This window comes from Gordonia sp. YY1 (genome assembly GCF_009872315.1).
GTDB lineage: Bacteria > Actinomycetota > Actinomycetes > Mycobacteriales > Mycobacteriaceae > Gordonia > Gordonia amicalis.
In genome coordinates, this window is record NZ_WXYI01000001.1 from 396,045 (window position 1) to 418,947 (window position 22,903).

The following is a 22,903-nucleotide window of genomic DNA, read 5'->3' on the forward strand; positions in this document are numbered from 1 at the left end:
ACCGACCACTCCCCCAGAACATCCCGGCGACGCCCCATCGGGCGCTCGTCTATCAATACATGCATATATGCGCATGTCCTTATTCGTACGGAAAGGAACAGCAATGTCCGATCAACCCGCCATCAGTGTCTCCGGTCTTCGAAAGGCCTTCGGAGACAACACGGTTCTCGACGGTATCGACATCTCGGTGCCCGCCGGCAGCGTGTTCGCCCTACTCGGCCCCAACGGGTCAGGAAAGACCACCACGGTCAAGATCCTGTCCACGCTCGCACAGCCGGACTCGGGCGAGATACGGATCGCGGGACTCGATCCCGCCTCCGACCGCGATGCGATCTGCGCCCGGATCGGTCTGACCGGCCAGTTCGCTGCCGTCGACACGCTGCTCACCGGACGCGAGAACCTCACGATGGTCGCCCGGCTCCGGCATCTGCCGAAACACCAGGCCCACGAGCGAGTGGAGAAGCTACTCACCGACTTCGACCTCGTCGACGCCGCCGACCGCCGCGTCGCCGAGTACTCCGGCGGGATGACCCGCCGCCTCGACCTCGCGATGACCCTCGTCGGCGAACCGTCGATCATCTTCCTCGACGAACCGACGACCGGCCTCGATCCCCGCTCTCGCCGGACCGTGTGGGAGACCGTCCGCGGACTCGTCGCCCGGGGCACGACCATCTTCCTCACCACGCAGTACCTGGAAGAGGCCGACCATCTCGCCGACCGCATCGCCGTCCTCGATCGCGGCCGGATCGTCGCGGAGGGCACCGCCGCCGAACTCAAACAGCTCGTGCCCGGAGGTCACATCCGGATCGGTTTCGCCGACGCCGACGACCGCGAGCGCGCCCGCCGCGCGTTCTCGTCGTCGGTCGACGGGCAGGAGGAGAACAGCCTCGCTGTTCCCTCCGGCGGCGGGATCGGAGCGATCCGCGACGTCCTGTCGACCCTCGACGCCGCGGGCATCGAGGCCACCGGCATCTCGGTGCACACCCCGGATCTCGACGACGTGTTCCTCACCATCACCGGCCGGTCGGCCGCCACCCTCTAGGAGATCCGATGTCCACCACCCTCGCCTTCACGCTCTCCGATTCCTCGGTCATGGTTCGCCGCAACCTCGTTCGGCTCCGGCGATACCCCACGATGATGTTCTCCACGATCGCGATGCCCGTCGTCATCCTGCTGATGATGACCTTCTTCTTCGGCGGGGCGATCGAGAGCGCACTGGCCGCCGACGGCCCGCTCGACGGGAAGTACATCAACTACCTGCTGCCGGGGCTGCTGCTCTTCGTGCCGTCGTTCCTCACTGTGGCGGTGGCGGTCTCGGTCAACCAGGACGTCACCGAGGGCATCATCAATCGTCTGCGCTCGTTGGCCACCCCGCCGACGGCGATCCTCGCCGGTCACTTCGTCGGTGCCCTGATCCAGGGTGTCGTCGCGGTGCTGTTCCTGCTCGCCGCCGCCTTTGCACTCGGTTTCCGTTCGGAGGCAAACGCTCTCGACTGGCTGCTCGCGGGCGGCCTGTTGCTCCTGCTGACGGCCGGCCTGGTGTGGATCGCCGTCGCCATGGGCGTCGTCGCACCGAATCCGGAGAGCGCCAGCAACATGCCCCTGCCGCTGCTGTTCCTGCCCTACCTGGGCAGCGGGCTCGTGCCGACCGACAGCATGCCGAACGGGGTGCGGCAGTTTGCCGAGTATCAGCCCTTCAGCCCGATCGCCGACACGCTGCGCGGCCTGCTCATGGGACTCGACATCAGCGATCGCTGGCCGTGGGCACTCGGCTGGTGCGTGGTGTTCCTGATCGTCGGCTACTTCTGGGCGGTCACCGCATTCCGCCGCTCGACCGCCGGCTGAGCGGGCGGTCGTCCCGAGTCCGCGGCGCTCAGTCCGCCAGCGAACGCAGGTAGGCGGTCACGTCGTCGTGGCGCGGGAGCAGTCCCGACGCCGCGGCTTCGTGCAATCCGGGTGCGGCGGTGTCCTTCTCGGAGAGTTCGTACTCCAGCGGCGTACCATCCCGCGCGGTGGTCGGCCAGTCGATGGCGAGGTCGGGGTCGAGTGGGTTGATGCCGTGTTCGCCAGACGGGTTGTAGCCGGTGGAGCAGAGGTAGGTGACGGTCGAGTTGTCGGCCAGCGCGCAGAACGCGTGCCCTAGCCCTTCCGACAGGTAAACCGCCCGACGGTCGACGTCGTCGAGCAGGACGGTGTCGTAGGTGCCGAAGGTCGGGGAGCCGACGCGGATGTCGACGATGACGTCGAGGATGGCACCCGACGCGCAGGTGACGTACTTCGCCTGTCCCGGAGGAACATCGGCGAAATGCACACCGCGCAGCACACCAGCGGCAGATACCGACAGATTGACCTGCGCGAGGTCGAAGCGGTGCCCGATCACCTCGGCCAGCAGGTCCCCCTTGAACGCCTCGGCGAACAGTCCCCGTGCGTCGCCGTGCTGGACCGGGGTGAGTTCCCACGCGCCGTCGATCGTGAGCGGTCGCACCTTCATGGATGAGCCTTTCGCATCGGATGTATCCTCAGAATCCCTTGCCCCGCTGCAGGAGTTCGAGCAGGTAGTCACCGTAACCGGACTTGCGGAGTTTCTCCGCGCGAGAACGGAGCTCGTCGTCGTCGAGCAATCCACGACGCCACGCGATCTCTTCGGGCACAGCGATCTTGAGGCCTTGGCGTTGTTCGACCGTGCGCACGAAATTGCCGGCGTCGAGGAGGCTGTCGAAGGTTCCGGTGTCGAGCCAGGCGGTCCCACGCGGCAGGACCGTCACCGACAGTTTGCCGCGTTCGAGGTAGTGGGCGTTGATGTCGGTGATCTCGTATTCGCCGCGTGCGCTGGGTTTCAGGTTGCGGGCGATCTCGACCACCTCGTTGTCGTAGAAGTACAGGCCGGGCACCGCGAAGTTCGACTTCGGTTGTGCCGGCTTCTCTTCCAGCGAGATCGCGGTCCCGTCGGCGTCGAAGTCGACGACACCGTAGGCCTCCGGATTGGACACCCAGTAGGCGAAGACCGCTCCGCCGTCGACGTTCTCGAAACCCTGCAGCCGGCTGCCGAGACCGGGTCCGTAGAAGATGTTGTCGCCGAGCACGAGTGCGACCGACTCGTCGCCGATGTGGTCGGCGCCAAGGGTGAAGGCCTGGGCGAGGCCGTCGGGCGAGGGTTGGGTCTTGTAGGTGAGGTTGATACCGAACTGGTCGCCGTTGCCGAGCAGTCCCTGGAAGGCGGGCGCGTCGTGCGGGGTGGTGATGACGAGGATGTCGCGGATACCGGCGAGCATCAGCGTGGAGAGCGGGTAGTAGATCATCGGCTTGTCGTAGACCGGGACGAGCTGTTTGCTCACACCCTGCGTGATCGGGTGCAGGCGCGAGCCCGTACCGCCGGCCAGAATGATCCCTCGCATGCGCCACAGCCTAGTGCCCGACGCTCCGGCTCACTGCGCGCACACCCGGGGCCCTGGCCGGTCCCCATCCGCGTGGCAAGCTCGTCACCTCGGGTCGGGGTGCCGATCTCGGTAGAGTTGCGTCGACGAATACCTCAGGCGGAAGGATCGACGTGCGTGTTCTCGTGACCGGCGGTGCCGGTTTCATCGGCGCCAACTTCGTGCTGCGCACGCTGGCCACCCGCCCCGAGTGTTCGATCCGGGTGCTGGACAAACTCACCTACGCCGCCAACCCCGAGACCCTGACCTCGGTCGCCGACCGGGTCGAGCTGATCGAGGGCGACATCGCCGATGCCGCCCTGGTCCACCACCTGGTCGGCGAGGCCGATCTGGTGGTGCACTTCGCCGCCGAATCCCACAACGACAACTCCCTGGCCGACCCCTCGGCGTTCGTGCACACCAACCTGGTGGGCACCTACACCCTGCTCGAAGCCGTCCGCGCCCATCAGGTGCGCTATCACCACATCAGCACCGACGAGGTCTACGGCGACCTCGACCTCGACGACCCGGCCCGCTTCACCGAAGCCACCGCCTACAACCCCTCGAGCCCGTACTCGGCGACCAAAGCCGGCTCCGACCTGCTCGTGCGCGCCTGGGTGCGCTCCTTCGGCGTGGCCGCCACCATCTCCAACTGCTCCAACAACTACGGCCCGTACCAGCACATCGAGAAGTTCATCCCCCGCCAGATCACCAACGTGCTCTGCGGGGTACGTCCCAAGCTCTACGGCGACGGCCGCAACGTGCGCGACTGGATCCACGTCGACGACCACAACGACGCGGTGTGGACCATCATCGACCAGGGTCGGATCGGCGAAACGTATCTGATCGGCGCCGACGGCGAGGTCGACAACCGCACCGTCGTGGAAACCATCCTCGAACTCCTCGGCCAGCCGAAGGATGCCTTCGACTTCGTCACCGACCGCCCCGGCCACGACCGCCGCTACGCCATCGACTCCACCCGCCTGCGCACCGAACTCGGCTGGCAACCCAACTACGTCGACTTCCGCGCCGGCCTGGCCGCCACCATCGACTGGTACCGCGACAACACCAGCTGGTGGCAACCCGCCAAAGACGCCGTCGAACAGAAATACGCCGCCACCGAGCGGGTGACGGGCTAGTTCGCGGCCGGTCGTTTGGCGTTCTCGCAGTTCCGCCCCCTACGGTGTTCACATGCGCGTACTCGTGAGCGGCGGCGCGGGCTACATCGGCTCGCACACCGTGATCCAGCTGGTCTCCGCCGGACATGACGTCGTCATCGTCGACGACTTCAGCAATGCCAAGCCCACGGTCGTCGGTCGGCTCGAGGCCTTGAGCGGTCGTTCCATCCCGGTACACGCCTTCGACCTCGCGGACGTGGACAAGACCGAGCACTTCTTCGCCCACGAGGACGTCGACGCGGTGATCCACTTCGCCGGGTACAAGGCGGTCGGTGAGTCGGTGGCCAAGCCGCTGGACTACTACCAGAACAACCTCGGCACGACGTTCTCGCTGTTGCGGGCGATGGAACGCCACAACGTGCACACGCTGGTCTTCTCGTCGTCGGCGACCGTCTACGGCGCCGACCCCGAGTTGCCGATGACCGAGGACCTCCCGACGTCGGCGACCAACCCGTACGGCTGGACCAAGGTGATGATCGAGCAGGTGCTGCGCGACGTCGCGGCCAGTTCCGACGCCTGGCGGATCGCGGCGCTGCGCTACTTCAACCCGGTGGGTGCGCACCCGAGCGGTCAGATCGGTGAGGACCCGTCGGGCATCCCGAACAATCTGATGCCATTCGTCGCGCAGGTCGCCGTCGGCCGGCGCGAGAAGTTGTCGGTCTTCGGCGACGACTACGACACCCCGGACGGCACCGGCGTTCGCGACTACATCCACGTCGACGACCTCGCGGCCGGGCACGTCGCCGCACTGGACCGCATCAGCACTGGTCATACCGGCATGTCGACGTGGAACCTCGGAACCGGACAAGGCGTTTCGGTCCTCGAAGTCGTGCACGCTTTCGAAAAGGCGAGCGGCAAGCCGATTCCGTACGAGATCGCACCGCGCCGGCCCGGTGACATCGCCGCGTCGTACGCCGATCCCACCCGCGCGAACGCCGACCTGAACTGGCACGCCACCAAGACGATCGACGACATGTGCGCCGACACCTGGCGCTGGCAGTCGGGAAACCCGACGGGCTATCCGGACGCCTGAGCCGTCACCGATCGGCGTACGGATCGTCGGGATCGACGGTCTCGTCGGTGGCCCACCCGATGTAGCGGCGGGCCGACGTCTCGACGACCTCGCGTGCGTTCTCGTCGACGACGACGCCGAACGCGTCGTACAGTCGATCGAAGGGTAGTGCCGTGACCCGGTCGGCGATCTGACGAACGAGTCTGGGCGACAACGGGATCATGTTCGGGTAGCTGCGCATGAAGGTCACCATCCCCGGCTGCATGACGCCTTTGATCGTGTCGCCGGTCAGCAACGCTCCCCGACCGTCGGCGGCACCCGGCAGGTGCAGGACCGCGCTACCCGGAAAATGCCCGCCGCACTGGATGATTCGCACCCCGTTGAGGATCTCGGCGTCGCCGGACCAGAACTCGACGACAGGATCCGGCCGGGTCAGCCATCGACGATCGAGATCGTTGTAGTAGACCGGCACCCCACCGAACCGGTGACTGAGAGACACACTGGCGCCGTAGAGGTGCGGATGACTGGCCGTGATGGCTGCGACGCCGCCGCATTCCACCAGCCGGTCGACGAGAGAGGGACCGACGAAACCCGGTGGTTCCCAGAGGATGTTTCCCTGCGAAGTGGCCACCAGGAATCCCTGCTGGCCGATGCCGACCGACGGCCTCAGCGAAAGTCGGGTGAGGCCCGGCTCGACCTCGGCGACGTCGAGCGCATTGTCGGCGTCCTCGTCGAGTCGGGTCCACTGTTGTCCGCTTGTCGGAATCCACTGCCGGTCGTCGTCGCAGATCGGACAGACCTCGGGAAGGTCCGCGTCGGGCGCGTACTCGTTCGCGCAGAAGACACACATCCACGGCTGCATGACTCGACGCTAACCCCGTTGCCAGCCTCGGGCCCTGATCTCCGAGGGATGTGGTCCATCGGACCGACGTGGGTCAGCACTATATCAGTGCATACCGACAGAAGATTTGCACACGAACTCCATCGACAATCGTTGCACGCCTTGATATTCAGGCGTACGCTCGAACATACATTCGTAACAACGGCATCGGGGGGGGTGACCGTCTTGATCGAGATCTCGAACTCCGACGTCGTGCCGTCGACCCGCGCCTCCGAACTCGTGCAAGAACTACACCGGATCACCACCGAGCTGCAGACCGTCGACCTGACACAATGCTCCGATGCCGAGCTCGTCGACGTCGCCGCCGACACCGAACGCGCCATCGCCCGACTCACTTTCGCCGGCGACCGGCAGATCGTCGAGATCGCCGACCGCGACCTGCCCCATAAAACCGGGCACCGCAGCATCACCCAGTTCATGACCCACCGCCTGCGCGTGGCCGACCCCATGCGCCGCACCAAACAACGCCACGCGACCGCCACCCACCTCAGCCCGACCGGCGAACCGCTCGAACCCGAACACCCCGCTCTGGCCGAGGCATTGGCCGACGGCAAGATCAACACCTCCCACATCCGGGCGGTACTCGACGTGCTCGACCAGATCCCGCACGCCGTCGACCACGACGTGAAGATCGCCGCCGAACGACAGATGGCCGAAATCGCCGTCGACCACACCCCCGCCGACATCACCGCCCTCGGCGCCCGCCTGTTGGCCCACCTCGACCCCGACGGAACACTCGCCGACGACACCGACCGCAAACGCCGTCGCAAACTGTCGGTCAACCGGCAACGCGCCGACGGCACCGCCAAGATGTCCGCCGACCTCACACCCGAACTCCTCGCGCGGATCACCATGCTGCTCGCGGTCTGGGCCAAACCCGGCATGAACAACCCCGACGACCCCGAATCACCGCACGGGTCGATCGAGAATGCCGACCCCGAGATGGTCGAAGCCGCTGCCGCACGTGATGATCGCAGCGATGCGCAGCGCAACCACGACGCGTTCAACGCCTTGCTGAAGGCTGTGTTCGAGGACGGCCTGCTCGGCAAGAGTCACCGCGGGTTGCCGATACAGGTGATCGTCAAAGCCGACCTCAACGATCTGGTCCGCGAAGCCGGGTTCGCCACCACCGCCACCGGCACCCTGATCCCGATCCCCGACCTCATCGACATGGCCGCCGACGCCCAACCCTGGCTGGCGGTGTTCAAAGACGCCACCGCCGTCCCGCTCTACTTCGGCCGCGGCAAACGGCTGGCGACCCGCGAACAGCGACTGGTGTCCTTCGCCCGACCCGACGGCGAGGTCTGCTCCACACCCGACTGCGGCATAGCCGCCGCACACGTGGAAATGCACCACGCCCAACTCGATTGGGGTCTGGGTGGCCTCACCGACATCACCGACCTCGCCCCGGCCTGCCCGAAACACAATCGCATGGTCGGCGACCAGCCCGGACAGTTCACCACCCGGATGGTCCGGGAAGGGCCCGATGAGGGCCGCTGCGTCTGGCGGCTCAACGCCGAACCCGGCGCGCCACCCAACCCCGAACGTGTGAACCGGCGACCCGACATACCCCGACGGTTCATCGAGCACCTTGAACAGGTGCGCACCGAAATCCACGGGCCCGATGAGGCGTCCGGCGATCAGTCGCGCCTTCAGCTGCGCCAGATCATCGACCTACGCAACGCCTCCGACGCCGAAGCCACCCTCGCCTCGATAATGCTCGCCGCCGCATACCCGCGCGTGTGAAGCAAGCGTGGCGAGGGACGGTCACCGGCCCTTCGAGGCTCGTCGCTAACGCTCCTCACACCTCAGGGAGCAGATGGGCAAACACCCCCAACACTCCTCACACCTGAGGGAGCAAGTGGGCACCACTCGCTAACGCTCCTCACACCACAGAGAGCAAGTGGCCACTCACCGCCAACACTCCTCACACCTCAGGGAGCAAGTGGGCACCACTCGCTAACGCTCCTCGCACCTCAGGGAGCAAAGGTGGGCTCCTCAGAGAGCGAGGGTGGGCACCTCATCGAGCGAAAGTTCATGCAACCGGGCCGAAGTCGAATCGGAGGTCCGTGGTCGCTGCGTCAGTCGATCACGTCATCGACGTCATCGAGGTCTGCCGCCGAGACGCCGGTGATGATGTCGAGAACCTGCGGGTATTCGGGCGCGGTCGAGGTCACCACCGAGCCATGGTCACCGCCCGGGATCAGCACCGCCTCGGCCTGACCACCCTGCCTCACGACGGCATCGACGTAGCGGCTCGAGTTGACCGGCGAGACCATGCGGTCCTTGGTGCCGTGTACGGCCACCACCGGTGTCGTCGGATCGATGTTCTGGATCGGGTCGACCATGGTGTAGCGCTTCGGCACCTGACGAGGCGAGCCACCCAGGGCGGTCACGATCCGATCGTCGCCATGTGTTGCGGCATAGACCATGTCGAGAGGTCCGGCGAGCGACACCACCCGGGTCGGCCGGAACACCGGCCGCGCACCGACCTCGTCGTCCTCCAGCTTGTGCCTGGTGCCACCCCACACCGCGAGTTGAGCGCCGGCACTGTGTCCGACGACGAGCTCGTCATCCGTGGTGATCTGCGGGAACTGCTTGTCCACCACCGACACGTGGTCGAGCGCACTCGCGACATCGCGGAAGGTCGTCGGCCAGCCGCCGCCCGAACCCACCCGCCGGTATTCGACGTTGTAGACCGCCATGCCGCGCTCGGCGAGATCACGAGCCAGCGGATCGAAGATGTCCGCGCCCAACGCACTCTGCCAGGCACCGCCGTGGATCAGAACGACGAGCGGGATCGAGTCGACCCGCTGCTCGCCCTTCGGGAGGTACAACTCGGCCCAGTTCTGATCGCTGTCGGCCTCGCTGGGTGTCGGGTACTCGATCCGGTGGATGGTGACGTCGTCGAGGTACTGCACCTCCTCGGTCGCCTGGGTCTTGACCGGACCCGAGACCGCCGGGTCGTCGGCACTGCACGCCGTCAGTCCCAGTCCCGCGGCGAGTGCGACACCCAGAAATCGAAGTGGGACAGGCGACCAGCGGGTTCGCCGGGAGTCGCTCAGGGTCAACGAAGGCAACAATTCAGTGCCTGCCTTTCCGGCCACGAGGCCATCACGCATTCTGTCGCAACCGGTCCCGAGTGTCGGCACCACGATGTCGCCGGCTTCGCCGCCACCGCCCACGCGATCGGCGTCGAATGTCCCGGATGGATCTGTTCTTCACTTCGCCGGCGTCACTGCCGGCGAGATCACTTCACCGACAGGGGCACGGCGGTGGTCGACCCACCGGCGCGGACCGTTGCGGTCAGCGGGGTCCACCCCGTCCAGAGATCCACCGGCACATCGAGCTTCGCACCCGGCCGGAGTGTGACCGGAGTCTGTGTGACCGCGCTCCGGTCGGCGATGGTGTCGCTGCGTTCGACCGCGACCCGGAATTTCTGCGCACGACCCTCGGTCTGCACGGTCACGCCGACGGGCGACGTGGCCCCTACCGAGACCGACGAGCCCGGACCGATGGCGAGCTGCGAGGTCTGGGTCGAGACCGAACGCAGCGAATCCTCGGTCGCAACCTCGAACCGGGCTGTCGTCGGTGCCGACGAACTCACCCGGATCGCGTGACGAACGGGATCGACATCGAGCGCGGACGTCGCGCCGGCGGGAACCTCGAGATCCCCGACCGCCACCGCACCACCGCTGCTCAGGACCGTCGTGCTGATGTCGGCGGTACGTCCGGCCTCGACAGCGTCGACGACGACGCGGAAACGCTTGCCGGCGGGGACGATGAACCGCGCGGTGTTGTCGTTGTTGAACAGGATCTTCTGCTCCACACCGGGAATCGGCTTGCCGGACAGATCGGTGACACGGACATCCCAGTCGACGTCACCGACCCCCTTGGCCGTACCGTTCGTGTCGGTCACCACGACGACGGTGTCGTCGGTGCGGAGATCGGGATCCTGATGACGCGCCAGGACCGTGGCCAGCGGGACCAGCACCAACTTGTTCTTCTGCGAGCCCTGGAAGAGCATCGTCGGATCGGACGGCTTGGTCGCCGTCGAGTAGTACCAGGTGTCGGCGGCCGGATCCACGACCACCATCTTCTCCACACCCGGGAAGTTGTTGTCGTACACCACGATGCCGCGCTTGCCGTCGCCGAGATCCCGAATCGCCACCGGGTTGATCGCGTGTCCGGCCGTCTGCTCGTCATCGGTGAAGATGGCGAGGATGTAGTTGTCGTTGCGCGACCAGGCGTTCCGGAGCTTGGTCAGTGCCTGCGACACCGAGACCTCGGACATGGCGAGATCCGTGGGCGGGAAGCCCTGGGTGATGAACATCCGGGCGATCAGCTCGTCGAGAGGACCCGACGCGGGCATGCTGTAGACCGTCTGCCAGGGCATCGCCAGCGGGAACGGGCTCAGGCGCTTCGTGTTGTACAGACCTGCCAGCGCCGCCATGCCGTAGCAGTGGCCCCCGGTCATCGACTCGTTGAACTCGTTCTGCACGAGTTCGGCGACGGTGGTCGGTGAGCAGACGCCGAGCACGATCCGGGCACATACCTCGTCGCCGAAGACCGCACGCATGCCGTCGATGGTGAGACCGCGCCGGTGCAGGGCGTCGTCGTCTCCCCAGTTCTCGAAGGAGAAGCCGTCGCGTTTGACGTCGAATCCCGAGTGCGCGACCACCTTCCCGGCCTGAGGATTCACGACGGGTGCCGCCTCGGAGGCTCCTATCCCCACCACCGAGAACGTCGCCGAGATTGACACCGCGAGCGCCGCAACCAGCGGACGCGTCGACCATCGGGAATGGCCCTGACCTTTGCGCATTGCTAAACATTAGCGGACAAATCAGGCACCCTGAGCACATCCTGAGAGGAATCAGGCCCCCGGTCGATGATCTGTCACGAAAACGTCGTCCGCGGGTGTGTCAGGTCCGGCGAGCGAGGGTCCTACGCGCGATCCGGGCGACCGCCTCGTCGATGAGCCGGCCCGCACTGTCGGTCGCCGCCCCCTGCCCGGCGGCGTCGAAGGCCGCGAGCACGTCGACCGCGGCGTCCACCTCGGACGCGGTCGGTGCGAGACCGGCACGCGCGGGCCCGATCTGACGCGGGTGGATGCACGCGCGACCGAAGAACCCGAGCCCGGCCAGCCGCCGGGTCTCGGTCTCGAACGACTCGGCATCGTCGATGACCGGCGATGCGGCCGCGAGGGGTGGCCGGATTCCGGCCGCCGCCGACGCGGCCACGACTTGCGATCGTGCCCAGAGCAACTCGTCGCCGACGATCGGCGTCACCCCGAGATCAGCCGCCAGGTCCACCTCGCCGATCTGCACGAACTCGACCCGGGGACCGCCGGCGATCGCCGGCGCATTCACCAGTCCGGCACCGGTCTCGATGAGCGGTGAGACCGGTGTCCGTGGACGATCATCCTGCGTCTCGAGATCGGTGAGCATCCGGTCCACGCGTTCCAGGGTCGCGCGATCATCGCATTTGGGCAGCCAGATGCCGTCGGCCCCGCACCGGACCGCCATGGTCAGGTCGTCGAGCAGTTCGGCACCCGGATTCACCCGTACCCACGCGGGCACACCGGACCGGTCGCGGTTCTCGAGCCAGGCGCCCACCGCGATACGCGCAGCGTCCTTGGCGGCCACCGGCACCGCGTCCTCGAGGTCGAGGACCACGGCGTCGGTACCGGAGGCAGTCGCCTTCCCGAAACGTTCGGGCCGGTCGCCCGGTACGTACAGGTAGATCAGCGCCGAACTCATCCGACGGTGACGGTCCCGTTGACCAGTGCCTTGGCGATGACGGTCCGCATGATGTCGTTGGTGCCCTCGCCGATCGACATCAGCGGCGCGTCGCGGTAGTACCGCTCGACGTTGAACTCGGTCGAGTAGCCGTAGCCACCGTGGATCCGCATCGCCTCGAGGCTCGCGGTGATCGCGGTCTCCGAGGCGAAGTACTTCGCCATGCCCGCCTCGCCGTCGACGCGCGCACCCGAATCCGCCTTCGCGGCAGCCCAATACGTCATGAGACGGGCGGCCTGCAGCTGGGTCGCGATGTCGGCGAGCTTGAGCTGGATCGCCTGGAAGTCCGAGATCGGCTTGCCGAAGGCGGTGCGCTCCCGGGAGTAGTTGAGCGCCGCGTCGTACGACGCCTGCGCGATGCCGACGCTGCGGCCGGCGATGTTGAGGCGGCCGATCTCCAGGCCGGACAAGGCCTGCTGCATGCCGCGGCCCTCGACCCCGCCGAGCAGCGTCGACGCCGGCACCCGCACCTCGTCGAGGAAGATCTCGCACGATTCGGTGCCCTTGTAGCCGAGCTTCCCGAGGTCGCGCTGGACCTCGAATCCGGGAGTCGTGGTGTCGACGAGCAGGATGCTCATGCCCTTGTGCGCCGGGGTGGCCGACGGATCGGTCTTGACCAGGACGGGGAGCACGTTTGCGTGGCGTGCGTTGGTGATCCAGGTCTTGGTGCCGCGGATGACGTAGTCGTCGCCGTCGCGGTTGGCGGTGGTCTTGATGCCCTGCAGGTCGGTGCCCGCGCCCGGTTCGGTCAGGCCGATGCCGGTACGGCATTCCCCGCTGGCCAGCCGGGGCAGCCACTGCTGCTTCTGTTCCTCGGTACCGTGCCGCGCGATCATCCAGCACGCCAGGTTGTGACTGCCGAGAATGCCGGCGATACCCATCCAGCCGCGGGCGATCTCCTCGTACACGAGGGTGAACGACACCATGTCGAGTTCGAGTCCGCCGTACTCCTCGGGCGTCGTGATCCCGAACAGGCCCATGTCCCGCAGTCGCGCGACGATCTCCGTGGGATAGCGACCCTCACGTTCCCACTCGTTGGCGACCGGGATGATCTCCTTGTCGACCAACTGGCGGAGCGCCGACCGGAAGTCGCGCTGTTCCTCGGTGAAGCTGAAATCCATTGCGTGATCCTTGATCTGAGGTGTGGACGGTACTCCGGGCCCGGCCCGGGGTTTCGGCGAGAAGAGTCGGTCAGCCGATGAGGGCGGTCGCGAGCACCGGGATCTGTTCGACGGACGGGGCGTCGCACAAACCGAGGACCGCTTCGATGAGCGCATCCGCGTCGGCTCCGCCGCCGCTGTTGCCCCGGAACTTCTCGGCGACCGCGGCGTCGTCCATCGGCCGGCCGGAAGTGCCTCGGCTGCACGGAACCTCGCCGACGAGCCGGGTGGAGTCGTCGAGGGTGATGACCGCCCGGCCGGCGGCGTCGGCGGCCGGGCGGGCATCGGGTACGGGAACGACCTCGACGAGTCCGGCGGTGGCGGCCACGTCGGGTCTGACGATCGATTCCTCGGCATAGGTGTCGACCGTGACCGCTCCGTCGTGGACGAGTGCGGCGACGCTCCATGGCAGGTCGAACTTCGCGTCATAGACGCTGCGTGGGCTGCGGGTTCCGGTTCCGGGCCCGCAGACGATGTCCACGCTGTCGGGATGAACGTCGACGCTGATGGCGGCGACGCGCGACGCCGTCACCGCGACACCCGCCTGCGCCGCATCGGCCAGGACCTGCGCCACCGCATCGAGCGAGGCGTGCATGAGCTGACAGCTCGGGTACGGCTTGATACCGATACCGGCGCTCTCCCAACGAGTTCCGAGATCGGCGACGATCACGTCGGGATCGACGTCCCGGTCGGCGAGCGCCCGGTAGAGGCCGCGCCGGCCCTCCAGCACCGATTCGGGACCAGTGGCCCCGGCCAGGGCCAGGCGCGCGGCGAGGACACCGCTGAAACCCGCGTTCCCCGGGTGCAGGACCTTGGTGTTGGCCCCGGTGTCGAGGAACTCGAGCAACCCACCCGACGACGACGCCGCGATGCCGATCGCATCGGTGAGACGGTCGGCGTCGGCGCCGTACAGCAGGCCGGCGGCGACGGCACCGGCGAGCGGGCCGACGACGGCGGTCGCATGGAGTCCGCGCGCGTGGAAGCCGTGCGGTGCGGCCGCACCCAGTCGACAGGCGGTCTCCAGGCCGGCCACCAGCGCGGTCACCGTCCGCGCACCGGTCGCGCCGACTTCCTCGGCGACGGCCAGGACGGCCGGTGCCACGACCGTCGTCGGATGCACGAGCGCACCGGCATGCGTGTCGTCGAAGTCCAGGGCGTGCATCAGAACCCCGTTGGCGAAGGCCGCCGCGGGAGCGGAGATGGCCTCGGGGTCACCGAGCGGATGTGCCTGCGCCGGGCCGCCGAGCCCGCGGGCGACGGACAGTCCGGGGCCGCCCTGATCGAGTCGACGGGCGCCGATCGCATTGCCGATCCCGTCGAGGAGATGTCGCACCGCGGCCTGCCGAGTGACCTCGGGAATGTCGTCGATGTCGAGGCCCGCGGCCCATCGCGCAAGCCGGCGGGCGGTCACGGCGTGCCCTGTGCGATCGATCCGAAGGCGCCGGCCTCGACGAGACCGTTGACGTCGTCTGCGCTGTAGCCGAGCAGTTCCATCACCTCGTCGAAGTTCTCGTTGCGGCGCGGTGCCCGACGATACTCCGTGGGCTCGTTGCCGAAGCGCACCGGTGAGGTGACCTGACGGACCTCGCCCCACACCTCGTGTTCGGTGGTGGCGATGAGCCCGCGCGCCAGGGTGTGCTCCTCGGTCAACGCCTGCTCGACGTCGTTGATCGGCCCCGTCGGCACACCGGCCTCCGTCAGCAACGACACCCAGTGATCGACCGTCGCCTCGGCGAATCGCTTCTCCAGCAAGGGCAGCAGTTCGTCCTTGTGCTGACCGCGGGCGGCGAAGTCGGTGAACCGCGGGTCGTCGAGCAGCTCGGTGAGACCGATGGCCTCGGCCAGCCGCACCCAGAACTTCTCCTTGGCGCAGCCGACGACGAACCACCCGTCGGAGGCCTCGAAAGCCTGGAACGGCACCAGCGAGGGATGCGCGGAGTTCTTCGTGCGGCCCGGACGGTAGCCGGCGTTGAGGTGCCAGGCGGCCGGGTAGGTGAGCATCGAGATGGCGGTGTCGTAGAGCGAGACGTCGCAGTCGCCGCCGACCCCATCCCGCCGGGCGGCGTGCAGACCCGCCATCAGGCTGAGCGCGGCGACATAGCCGCCACAGAAATCGACAAGGGAGAGACCGGATTTGGTGGGCGGACCGTCGGGATCGCCGGTGAGGTCCATCCATCCGGCCAGGCCCTGCAGGATGTAGTCGTAACCGGGTTGCTTGGCCCGCGGACCGGTCATGCCGAACCCGGTCAGGCTGCAGCAGACGATGGCCGGGTTGAGGTGCTTGAGGTCGTCGTAGGTGATCTTGATCTTCGCCGGGACGTCGCCGCGCAGATTCGAATAGACCGCGTCGCTGGTGCGGACCAGATCTTCGAAGACCTTGCGTCCGCCGGGCGTTCCGAGGTCCAGCGACAGGCTGCGCTTGTTGCGGTTGAAGGTCTCGAAGAACAGGGAGTCCTCGCCCTTGTTGTAGGGCGGAACGTAGCGCCCGACGTCGCCGCCGGAGGTGGGTTCCTCGATCTTCAGCACGTCGGCACCGAGATCGGCCAGATGGACGCTGCCGAAGGGGCCGGCGCCGTACTGCTCGACGGCAATGATGCGGACGTCTTCGAGCGGCCTCATGAGCGCGCATCCTCGGTCTGTGCGGCGGCGGTGAGCTCGGTCAGCGAGGGCGCCTTGACTTCGGGGAAGTAGTTCTGTCCGATGCCGCTCTCGCGGGTCGCCACCATGACGGAGCGCTTCCAGGACACCACGACCTCGCCGTCCTGGTTGATCCCGCGGGTGACCATCGACACGATGCCGGCGTAGGGACGAGACTTGGACTGGCGCAGGTCGGTGCAGATGCTCTCGGCGTAGATCGTGTCGCCGACGTACACCGGATGCTGGAGTTTGACGTCGGTGAACTGGAGGTTGGCGACGGCGTTCTGACTCATGTCGATCACCGACAGGCCGAGCACCAACGCGATGGTCAGCCCCGAGTTAACGATCACCTTGCCGTCGGTGATGGGATTCGTCCGGGCGAGGTGCTCGTTGAAGTGGTTCTGATTGGTGTTCATCGACAGACAGGTGATCCACGCGTTGTCGGTGTCGGTGATCGTGCGGCCCATCGGGTGCTGATAGACGTCGCCCACGACGTAGTCCTCGAAGAAGCGTCCGAGTGTGGCGGGATGGGTGGTCAATGGTCCTCCTGAAGGGTGCGGCGTCGTCGTCGAGAAGCACACGCCGTGACGCGGCCCACCATAAACATCTGATCTTTAAGTCGTCAATACAACGGGAATGGGTTGTATCCACCGAGAATCTGCTCATGGGTTGCCGAAACATCCGATGTATTGCATCATTCTTCCGAGCGCAGCTATGGCTCAGATCACTCCCGTCACCGGATGGGGCGCACCGATCCGACGTCGGGGTGACGGCATGAGAAGAGGAAGCGAGTTTCGATGAAGCGAATCGGCGTGGATGTGGGCGGTACGTTCACCGACCTGGTCCTGTGGGACGACGACGGGACGGTGACGGTGCACAAGACGCCGTCGACCAACCACGATCCCTCGATCGGCACGATGGACGGGATCGAGGTGCTGGCGCAGCGTGCGGGCATCGACGTCGCCGACATCGAGATGTTCTTCCACGGGACCACCGTGGCCACCAACATCGTGCTCGAGCACAACGGCAGCGACGTCGGCATGATCACCACCGACGGGTTCCGCGACCTCCTGCACATCGCGCGTAAGAAGCGCCCCCTGAACTACTCCAACTACCAGGATCTGCCCTGGCAGAAGTGGCAGCTGGTCCCGCGCCGCAACCGGCGGACCGTCCCCGAGCGGATCGACGCCGCCGGTGACGTGCTGACGCCGCTCGACGAGGACGCCGTCCGCCGCGAGGTCGCACTTCTCCGCGAACGCGGGGTCGAGGCGATCGCCGTCGCCTTCCTGCACGCCTACCGCAACCCCACCCACGAGCAGCGGGTCCGCGAGATCATCGCCGAGGAGTACCCCGGCGTCTTCGTGTCGCTGTCCAGCGACGTCGCCAGCCAGTACCGCGAATACGAGCGCTTCTCGACCACCGCCCTCAACGCCTTCGTGGGACCCAAGACCTCCCGCTACATCGAGAACCTGGCCGGCAAGGCGAAGGCCGCGCAGGTCGGCGAGGACGTCCACCTGATGACCTCGGCCGGTGGTCTGGTGACCTCGCGCAGCGCCAGCGAGGTCCCCGTGTCGCTGCTGACCAGCGGCGTCGTCGCCGGTCTGCTCGGCGGCTGCTTCATCGGCCGGGCCTCGGGATACCCGAGCGTCATCACCCTCGACGTGGGCGGCACCTCGGCCGACATCGGTGTCGCACCCGACGGCAAGCTGCGCATGAAGCACCTCCTCGACACCCGGATCGGTGACTACCACGCGATGGTCCCGATGGCCGAGGTCGACACCATCGGCGCAGGCGGTGGCTCGATCGCCAGCATCGACGAGGGCGGCATGTTCCGCGTCGGACCACGCAGCGCGGGCGCCATGCCCGGACCCGCCTGCTACAACCGCGGCGGCACCGAACCCACCTCGACCGACGCCATGGTCGTCATGGGCTGGCTGGGCGCCGACAGCTTCCTGTCGGGAACCATGGAGGTCAAGCCGGAGCTGGCGACCGAGGCGGTCAAGACCCACATCGCCGACAAGCTCGGCGCCGATCTCGAGCATGCCGCGATGGGTATCTTCCAGATCCTCGCCCACTCGATGACCGAGGCCATCTCCCTGCACTCGGTGCGCAAAGGCTATGACCCGCGCGAGTTCTCGCTGGTCGCCGAGGGCGGCGCCGGACCGCTGTACGCGTGGCAGATCGCCGAGCACCTGGGCATTCCGCGCGTCATCGTCCCCGGCCATCCGGGCATCACGTCGGCGGTCGGCCTGCTGACCACCGACGTGCGCTACGAGGTCCCGACCACCGTGTGGACGTCGTCGGCCGAACCCGACCTCGAACTGCTGGCCCGCGAGATGGACCGGCTCTCCGAGCAGGCCGTCGCCCAGCTGCGGGCCGACGGCATCGCCGAGGACGACATCACCCTCGAGCGCAGCGTCGACTGCCGTTATGTCGGACAGGGTTACGAACTGCGCGTGCCCGCACCCGACGGCGAGATCACCGCCGAATGGGTCGAGCAGACCGCGGCCACCTTCCACGAGGTGCACGGCCGTACCTACTCGCAGCGTTTCGACGACAAGCCGGTACAGCTGGTCAACATCCGCGTGACCGGTGTCGGTGCCGTCGAGCACATCCGCATCGCCGAGATCGAGAAGGGCGGCGCCGACGCATCGGGCGCCATCAAGTCGACCACCCAGGCGCTGTTCTGGAAGAACGACTCCGCTGACCCCGAATGGGTCGAGACCCCCGTCTACGACCGCGCACTGTTCAAGGCGGGCAACACCTTCGAGGGCCCAGCCATCGTCCAGCAGTTCGACTCGACGACCATCGTCGGCATCGGACAGAAGGCCACGGTCGACGCCGTGGGCCACATCATCATCGAGAGGAGCGCCTGAGATGGCGAAGACCCTGATGCCCACCGACGGCGTTTCCCTTGCCGCCGAGGCCAATCGGACCTGGAACACCGTCGAGGTCGATCCGATCACCCTGCGCGTCATCGGTGGTGCGCTGAACTCGATGGCCAAGGAGATGGCCCAGGTCCTCTACCGCATGGCCTACTCGAGCCTGATCCGCGAGTCCGAGGACCTCGGCGCCGGCATCTTCGACGTCAACGGTCGCGAACTGTGCGAGTCGGATTCGACTCCGATGCACTGTGGTTCGATCCCGGCCTACATCCGCGGCGTCAACCGTAAGCTCGCCGGGACCTACAAGCCGGGTGACGTGATCCTGCACAATCACCCGTACCACGGCGCGGCGCACTCCCCCGACTACGGCGTGATCATCCCGATCTTCTGGGAGGGCGAGCACATCGGGTTCGCCGGGTGTACCGGTCACGTCTCCGACATCGGCGGCAACTTCCCCGGCCTGTGCATGGACGTCGTCGACGTCTGGGCCGAGGGCAAGCTGATGGACTCCATGAAGATCTACGACGGCGGCGTCCGCAACGACATGCTGATCCAGCACATCCTGGACAACGTGCGCACACCGGAGCAGAACCGCGGCGATCTCGAGGCCCTGATCGCCTGCTCTCGCATCGGCGAGAAGCGGTTCGTCGAACTGCTCGAGAAGTACGGTCTCGACGTCGTGATGAGCGCCGCCGACCGGTGGATGGACTACTCGGAGGAGATGCTGCGCAGCCGCATCCGGGCGATCCCCAACGGCAGCTACGAAGCACCGATCGGCTACCTCGACGACGACGGCAAGAATCGCGGTGTCCCGCTGAAGGTCGCGGTCCGCGTGCAGGTGGAGGACGAGGACGTCCTCATCGACCTCACCGGCTCGAACGATCAGGTGCCCACGGCGTTCAACGTGCCCTTCGAGGGTTCGGTGCTTCCCGTCGCGGTGAGCGCGATCCGCACCATCCTCCTCGATGAGTACCTCACCGAGGAGTTCGTCCCGCAGAACGACGGGTGCTTCCGTCCGGTGCGTGCCTACGCACCCGAGGGGACGATCTTCAACCCGGATTTCCCGGCGTCGTGTTTTGCCCGGTTCTCTCAGGTCAACCGGATCTTCGACTCGATCAACCTGGCGCTCGCGCCGGTGCTGCCCGAGCGGGCGATCGCCGGTTCGTCGGCGGCGCTGTGTGCCATCGCCTATTCGGGTCTGGCCGAGGACGGCGAATCGTACTGGGTCTACATCGAGATCAACGAGGGTTCCTACGGTGCGCGCAACGGCAAGGACGGCATGGACGCCGTCGACGCCCTGATGGCCAACACCCGCAACAACCCGATCGAGGAACTCGAGCTCAATCACGCCATGCGCGCCGAGCGTTACGAACTGCGCGACGAGTCGCCGGCTCCCGGTCAGTGGCGCGGAGGCATCGGCAGTGTGCGCACCTGGTACATGGAGACCGACACCTTCCTCGGCTCGGAGGCCGACAACCGCACCGACCCGCCCGCGGGTGCGCTCGGCGGCGGCGACGGCGCCTCCGGATCGTTCATCCGCAATCCCGGCACACCGGAAGAAGAGGTGCTCTTCTCGAAGGTCACCCAGGAGGTCATCCACGCGGGTGACCGCCTGGAGATCCGGATGCCGTCGGGTGGAGGTTTCGGCGACCCGTTCCGGCGCGACCCGTTCGCCGTGCTGTCCGACGTGTGGGACGAGTACCTGACCGCCGAGGAGGCGCGCCAGGACTACGGTGTGGTCGTGAACACCGACAACTGGACCGTCGACGAGGCTGCCACCGAGGCCCTGCGCTCGTCGCGGGTGGCGTCCTGACCAGTGATCTCGGAGGGGCCGGCGATGCCAGCGCCGGGAGCGAAGCGAGCGGGCTGAGTGTCGCTGTCGCCGGCCCCTCCGGCATCTCCGGGAGTCCCTCTGCCGAGGCGGTTTCCGTCGCCGAGCGCTTGAACACGGTCATCAGCTGGGTGCCCGGCGAACTGGGCGTCGATCCATCCGGGGCCCGGGGTCCCCTGGCGGGTGTCCGCGTGGGCGTGAAGGACAACATCGAGGTCGGTGGGGTGCGCTCCACCTGTGGATCGGAGTTCTTCGCCGACCGCGTGGCGGCGGACGACGCGGCATGTGTCGACGCCCTGAAACGCGCCGGGGCGGTGATCACCTCCACGCTGAACCTCGCCGAGTTCGCCGTCGGCGTCACGAGCCAGAACTCGGCATCGGGCGGTCCGGTGAATCCCTGGAACGCCCGCCGTGTGCCCGGCGGCTCGAGCGGCGGGTCAGGTGTCGCCGTCGCCGCGGGGCTCGTCGACGTGGCACTCGGCACCGACACCGGCGGTTCGATCCGGTTGCCCGCCGCGTGCTGTGGGGTGACCGGTCTGCGCCCGTCCATCGGCCTGCTGGACATGTCCGGGATCTTCCCCGTGAGTGCGGACTTCGACACCGTCGGACCGCTGGCCCGCACGGCCACCCGGGTGCGCGAGACGTTCGCGGTGCTCGCCGGTTCGGACCCGGCACCTCCGGACACCGGTCCCCTCAGAGTTGCGGTCCCGTGGCCGTTCGTCACCGGCGACGTCGATCCCGCCATCACCGACGCCGTCACCGAAACCGTCGAACTCCTCCGGAGAGTGGGTCACCGTGTCGTGGAATGTCCGGTGCCGCACAGCGAGTCGGCGCAGGATGTGGTCTACACCCTGATCTACTCGGACCTGGCGCGCACCCACGCCGAGCGGCTGCGGGACGAGCCGTCCCGGTTCCAGCCGGCGACCCGGGAGCGAATCCAATTGGGGCTGAGCATCTCCGACGCACAGCGAGACGCTGCGGTGCGACAGCGGGACGTCTTCCGGTCGGCGATGGCCGACATGTTCCGCAACGTGGACGTGGTGCTCACGCCGGCGATGCCGGTGGACGTACCGGAGCTCGGCGTCGGGGAGGCCGTGGTGGCGCAGGCCCGCCGGATGGGACAGCTGACGTATCCGTGGTCGTTGCACGACGGCCCGACACTGGCGCTGCCGGTCGGCGTGCATCCGTCCGGAATGCCCATCGGTGCACAGCTGACGGCGGCGCGTCTTCACGAGGGGACGCTCCTCGCGCTGGCCGAGCAGGTGCAGGAGCACAGCGAATGGCATCTCCGACGCCCACCGGTCCGCGTCAGTTCTGACGTCTGAGCAGATCCATCTGCTTGTAGACGTCGCCGAGGTGGTCGAGGTGCCGGCGCATGAGGGTCATCGCCGTCATCGAGTCCCGGCGCTCGACCGCCTCGAGGATCGCACGGTGATCTTCGTCGACGCACTGCCAGAACCCCTCCGGTGCGGCGTCGCGACTGAAGCGGCTGCCGATGACCCGGAACACCGGGACGGTGATGAGATCGAGGAGCGGGTTGTCCGCCGCGCGCAGCAGGATGCGGTGAAACTCCTGGTTGTTGGCGTAGACCTCGGGACCGATGCCGGAGGATGGGTCGAAGATGGTGTCGCGCAACTCTTCCAGGTGAGCGTCGGTGTGCCGGTAGGCGGCGACGCCAGCCGCGGGGACCTCGGTGAGCTGACGAACCTCCATGAGTTGGTCGACGGTCACCCCCTCGGCGGCGGCGAGCAGGGTGACCCCGGCTTCGAGATGGGCGCTGAGCTGGCCGATGTCGGGGGTGGCGACGAACGTCCCGCCGGTGACCCCGCGCGTGGTGTGGACCAGGTTCTCGCTCGCGAGCGTCCGGATGGCCTCGCGTACGGTGCTCTGCCCCACGCCGAACTCGGCCCGGAGTTCGGTGTCCGGTGGGAGACGGGTGCCCGGGGTCAGTTCGCCGGCGAGGATCCGTACACGCAGCGCGTCGGCGACGACCTCGTACGCGGGACGCTTGCCGGACTTATTCGCCTCTGTCACAACATGTTCCGATCTCAGTGGGTTTGTCCCAAACTACCAGATCATCCACACATC

At 67.2% G+C, this 22,903-nt stretch carries 19 protein-coding genes; 8 read left to right on the forward strand and 11 right to left on the reverse strand.

The genetic code is table 11. From position 1 onward, the window contains the following. Window positions 1–103: 103 nt before the first annotated feature. Both BPODLACK_RS01830 and BPODLACK_RS01835 read left to right on the forward strand, forming a co-directional pair. Window positions 104–1,042 (forward strand): ABC transporter ATP-binding protein, encoded by a 939-nt coding sequence (locus tag BPODLACK_RS01830; protein ID WP_024500298.1) that lies wholly within the window; start codon window positions 104–106, stop codon window positions 1,040–1,042. Between the two features lie 8 nt (window positions 1,043–1,050). Beyond that, the gene (locus BPODLACK_RS01835) at window positions 1,051–1,845 is read left to right on the forward strand and encodes an ABC transporter permease (protein ID WP_024500299.1); all 795 of its coding nucleotides are present in this window, start codon (window positions 1,051–1,053) and stop codon (window positions 1,843–1,845) included. Window positions 1,846–1,873: 28 nt separating this feature from the next. Here BPODLACK_RS01835 and BPODLACK_RS01840 read toward each other — a convergent pair whose 3' ends face one another. Together BPODLACK_RS01840 and rfbA are read right to left on the reverse strand one after the other, a co-directional pair. Beyond that, window positions 1,874–2,491: a dTDP-4-dehydrorhamnose 3,5-epimerase family protein gene (locus BPODLACK_RS01840; RefSeq protein ID WP_024500300.1), complete on the reverse strand. Its 618-nt coding sequence runs from the start codon at window positions 2,489–2,491 to the stop codon at window positions 1,874–1,876. Window positions 2,492–2,519: 28 nt separating this feature from the next. Beyond that, window positions 2,520–3,395 carry a glucose-1-phosphate thymidylyltransferase RfbA gene (gene rfbA, locus BPODLACK_RS01845; RefSeq protein WP_024500301.1) on the reverse strand — a complete coding sequence of 292 codons (876 nt, stop codon included), beginning with the start codon at window positions 3,393–3,395 and terminating at the stop codon, window positions 2,520–2,522. 152 nt (window positions 3,396–3,547) lie between these two features. Between rfbA and rfbB the strand changes: the two genes are divergently transcribed. Both rfbB and galE read left to right on the forward strand, forming a co-directional pair. After that, the gene (gene rfbB, locus BPODLACK_RS01850) at window positions 3,548–4,552 is read left to right on the forward strand and encodes a dTDP-glucose 4,6-dehydratase (protein WP_024500302.1); all 1,005 of its coding nucleotides are present in this window, start codon (window positions 3,548–3,550) and stop codon (window positions 4,550–4,552) included. A 52-nt stretch (window positions 4,553–4,604) separates the two neighbouring features. Next, window positions 4,605–5,624, forward strand: coding sequence for a UDP-glucose 4-epimerase GalE (gene galE / locus BPODLACK_RS01855; protein ID WP_024500303.1), 1,020 nt, complete (start codon window positions 4,605–4,607; stop codon window positions 5,622–5,624). 4 nt (window positions 5,625–5,628) lie between these two features. On the opposite strand, the gene BPODLACK_RS01860 is transcribed toward galE, so the two are convergent. After that, window positions 5,629–6,465 carry a hydrolase gene (locus tag BPODLACK_RS01860; RefSeq protein ID WP_024500304.1) on the reverse strand — a complete coding sequence of 279 codons (837 nt, stop codon included), beginning with the start codon at window positions 6,463–6,465 and terminating at the stop codon, window positions 5,629–5,631. A 231-nt stretch (window positions 6,466–6,696) separates the two neighbouring features. Here BPODLACK_RS01860 and BPODLACK_RS01865 point away from each other — a divergent pair, with 231 nt between their 5' ends. Beyond that, window positions 6,697–8,250 carry a DUF222 domain-containing protein gene (locus BPODLACK_RS01865; RefSeq protein WP_410471361.1) on the forward strand — a complete coding sequence of 518 codons (1,554 nt, stop codon included), beginning with the start codon at window positions 6,697–6,699 and terminating at the stop codon, window positions 8,248–8,250. A gap of 335 nt (window positions 8,251–8,585) precedes the next feature. On the opposite strand, the gene BPODLACK_RS01870 is transcribed toward BPODLACK_RS01865, so the two are convergent. The 7 genes from BPODLACK_RS01870 to BPODLACK_RS01900 all read right to left on the reverse strand — a co-directional run bounded on the left by BPODLACK_RS01870 (window position 8,586) and on the right by BPODLACK_RS01900 (window position 16,638). Then, window positions 8,586–9,491 (reverse strand): alpha/beta hydrolase family protein, encoded by a 906-nt coding sequence (locus tag BPODLACK_RS01870; protein ID WP_024500045.1) that lies wholly within the window; start codon window positions 9,489–9,491, stop codon window positions 8,586–8,588. Between the two features lie 263 nt (window positions 9,492–9,754). After that, window positions 9,755–11,326, reverse strand: coding sequence for a hypothetical protein (locus tag BPODLACK_RS01875; RefSeq protein WP_024500044.1), 1,572 nt, complete (start codon window positions 11,324–11,326; stop codon window positions 9,755–9,757). Window positions 11,327–11,426: 100 nt separating this feature from the next. After that, window positions 11,427–12,263 (reverse strand): HpcH/HpaI aldolase/citrate lyase family protein, encoded by an 837-nt coding sequence (locus tag BPODLACK_RS01880; protein ID WP_024500043.1) that lies wholly within the window; start codon window positions 12,261–12,263, stop codon window positions 11,427–11,429. Beyond that, on the reverse strand, window positions 12,260–13,423 hold the full coding sequence (locus BPODLACK_RS01885) for an acyl-CoA dehydrogenase family protein (protein WP_024500042.1): 1,164 nt from the start codon (window positions 13,421–13,423) through the stop codon (window positions 12,260–12,262). The genes BPODLACK_RS01880 and BPODLACK_RS01885 overlap by 4 nt, the downstream gene beginning before the upstream one ends. A 70-nt stretch (window positions 13,424–13,493) precedes the next feature. After that, on the reverse strand, window positions 13,494–14,873 hold the full coding sequence (locus tag BPODLACK_RS01890) for an MmgE/PrpD family protein (protein WP_024500041.1): 1,380 nt from the start codon (window positions 14,871–14,873) through the stop codon (window positions 13,494–13,496). Continuing rightward, complete coding sequence (locus tag BPODLACK_RS01895) at window positions 14,870–16,081, reverse strand: CaiB/BaiF CoA transferase family protein (RefSeq protein WP_024500040.1); 1,212 nt, start codon at window positions 16,079–16,081, stop codon at window positions 14,870–14,872. Before BPODLACK_RS01895 ends, BPODLACK_RS01890 begins: the two co-directional genes overlap by 4 nt. Further along, window positions 16,078–16,638 (reverse strand): MaoC family dehydratase, encoded by a 561-nt coding sequence (locus BPODLACK_RS01900; RefSeq protein WP_024500039.1) that lies wholly within the window; start codon window positions 16,636–16,638, stop codon window positions 16,078–16,080. Before BPODLACK_RS01900 ends, BPODLACK_RS01895 begins: the two co-directional genes overlap by 4 nt. A 258-nt stretch (window positions 16,639–16,896) precedes the next feature. Between BPODLACK_RS01900 and BPODLACK_RS01905 the strand changes: the two genes are divergently transcribed. From BPODLACK_RS01905 to BPODLACK_RS01915, 3 genes are all read left to right on the forward strand, one after another. Continuing rightward, on the forward strand, window positions 16,897–18,975 hold the full coding sequence (locus BPODLACK_RS01905; RefSeq protein WP_024500038.1) for a hydantoinase/oxoprolinase family protein: 2,079 nt from the start codon (window positions 16,897–16,899) through the stop codon (window positions 18,973–18,975). Window position 18,976: 1 nt separating this feature from the next. Further along, window positions 18,977–20,797 (forward strand): hydantoinase B/oxoprolinase family protein, encoded by a 1,821-nt coding sequence (locus BPODLACK_RS01910; RefSeq protein WP_024500037.1) that lies wholly within the window; start codon window positions 18,977–18,979, stop codon window positions 20,795–20,797. A gap of 128 nt (window positions 20,798–20,925) precedes the next feature. Further along, window positions 20,926–22,140, forward strand: coding sequence for an amidase (locus tag BPODLACK_RS01915; protein ID WP_159404579.1), 1,215 nt, complete (start codon window positions 20,926–20,928; stop codon window positions 22,138–22,140). Here the strand turns inward: BPODLACK_RS01915 and BPODLACK_RS01920 are convergent. After that, the gene (locus BPODLACK_RS01920; protein WP_024500035.1) at window positions 22,124–22,849 is read right to left on the reverse strand and encodes a FadR/GntR family transcriptional regulator; all 726 of its coding nucleotides are present in this window, start codon (window positions 22,847–22,849) and stop codon (window positions 22,124–22,126) included. The genes BPODLACK_RS01915 and BPODLACK_RS01920 overlap by 17 nt on opposite strands. Window positions 22,850–22,903 lie beyond the last annotated feature (54 nt).

What these genes read in the sequence shown, in the direction of transcription:
- BPODLACK_RS01830 (WP_024500298.1), top strand. Translation starts at nt 104, where the DNA reads ATGTCCGATCAACCCGCCATCAGTGTCTCCGGTCTTCGAAAGGCCTTC.
- BPODLACK_RS01835 (WP_024500299.1), top strand. Translation starts at nt 1,051, where the DNA reads ATGTCCACCACCCTCGCCTTCACGCTCTCCGATTCCTCGGTCATGGTT.
- BPODLACK_RS01840 (WP_024500300.1), bottom strand. Translation starts at nt 2,491, where the DNA reads ATGAAGGTGCGACCGCTCACGATCGACGGCGCGTGGGAACTCACCCCG.
- rfbA (WP_024500301.1), bottom strand. Translation starts at nt 3,395, where the DNA reads ATGCGAGGGATCATTCTGGCCGGCGGTACGGGCTCGCGCCTGCACCCG.
- galE (WP_024500303.1), top strand. Translation starts at nt 4,605, where the DNA reads ATGCGCGTACTCGTGAGCGGCGGCGCGGGCTACATCGGCTCGCACACC.
- BPODLACK_RS01860 (WP_024500304.1), bottom strand. Translation starts at nt 6,465, where the DNA reads ATGCAGCCGTGGATGTGTGTCTTCTGCGCGAACGAGTACGCGCCCGAC.
- BPODLACK_RS01875 (WP_024500044.1), bottom strand. Translation starts at nt 11,326, where the DNA reads ATGCGCAAAGGTCAGGGCCATTCCCGATGGTCGACGCGTCCGCTGGTT.
- BPODLACK_RS01880 (WP_024500043.1), bottom strand. Translation starts at nt 12,263, where the DNA reads ATGAGTTCGGCGCTGATCTACCTGTACGTACCGGGCGACCGGCCCGAA.
- BPODLACK_RS01885 (WP_024500042.1), bottom strand. Translation starts at nt 13,423, where the DNA reads ATGGATTTCAGCTTCACCGAGGAACAGCGCGACTTCCGGTCGGCGCTC.
- BPODLACK_RS01895 (WP_024500040.1), bottom strand. Translation starts at nt 16,081, where the DNA reads ATGAGGCCGCTCGAAGACGTCCGCATCATTGCCGTCGAGCAGTACGGC.
- BPODLACK_RS01905 (WP_024500038.1), top strand. Translation starts at nt 16,897, where the DNA reads ATGAAGCGAATCGGCGTGGATGTGGGCGGTACGTTCACCGACCTGGTC.
- BPODLACK_RS01910 (WP_024500037.1), top strand. Translation starts at nt 18,977, where the DNA reads ATGGCGAAGACCCTGATGCCCACCGACGGCGTTTCCCTTGCCGCCGAG.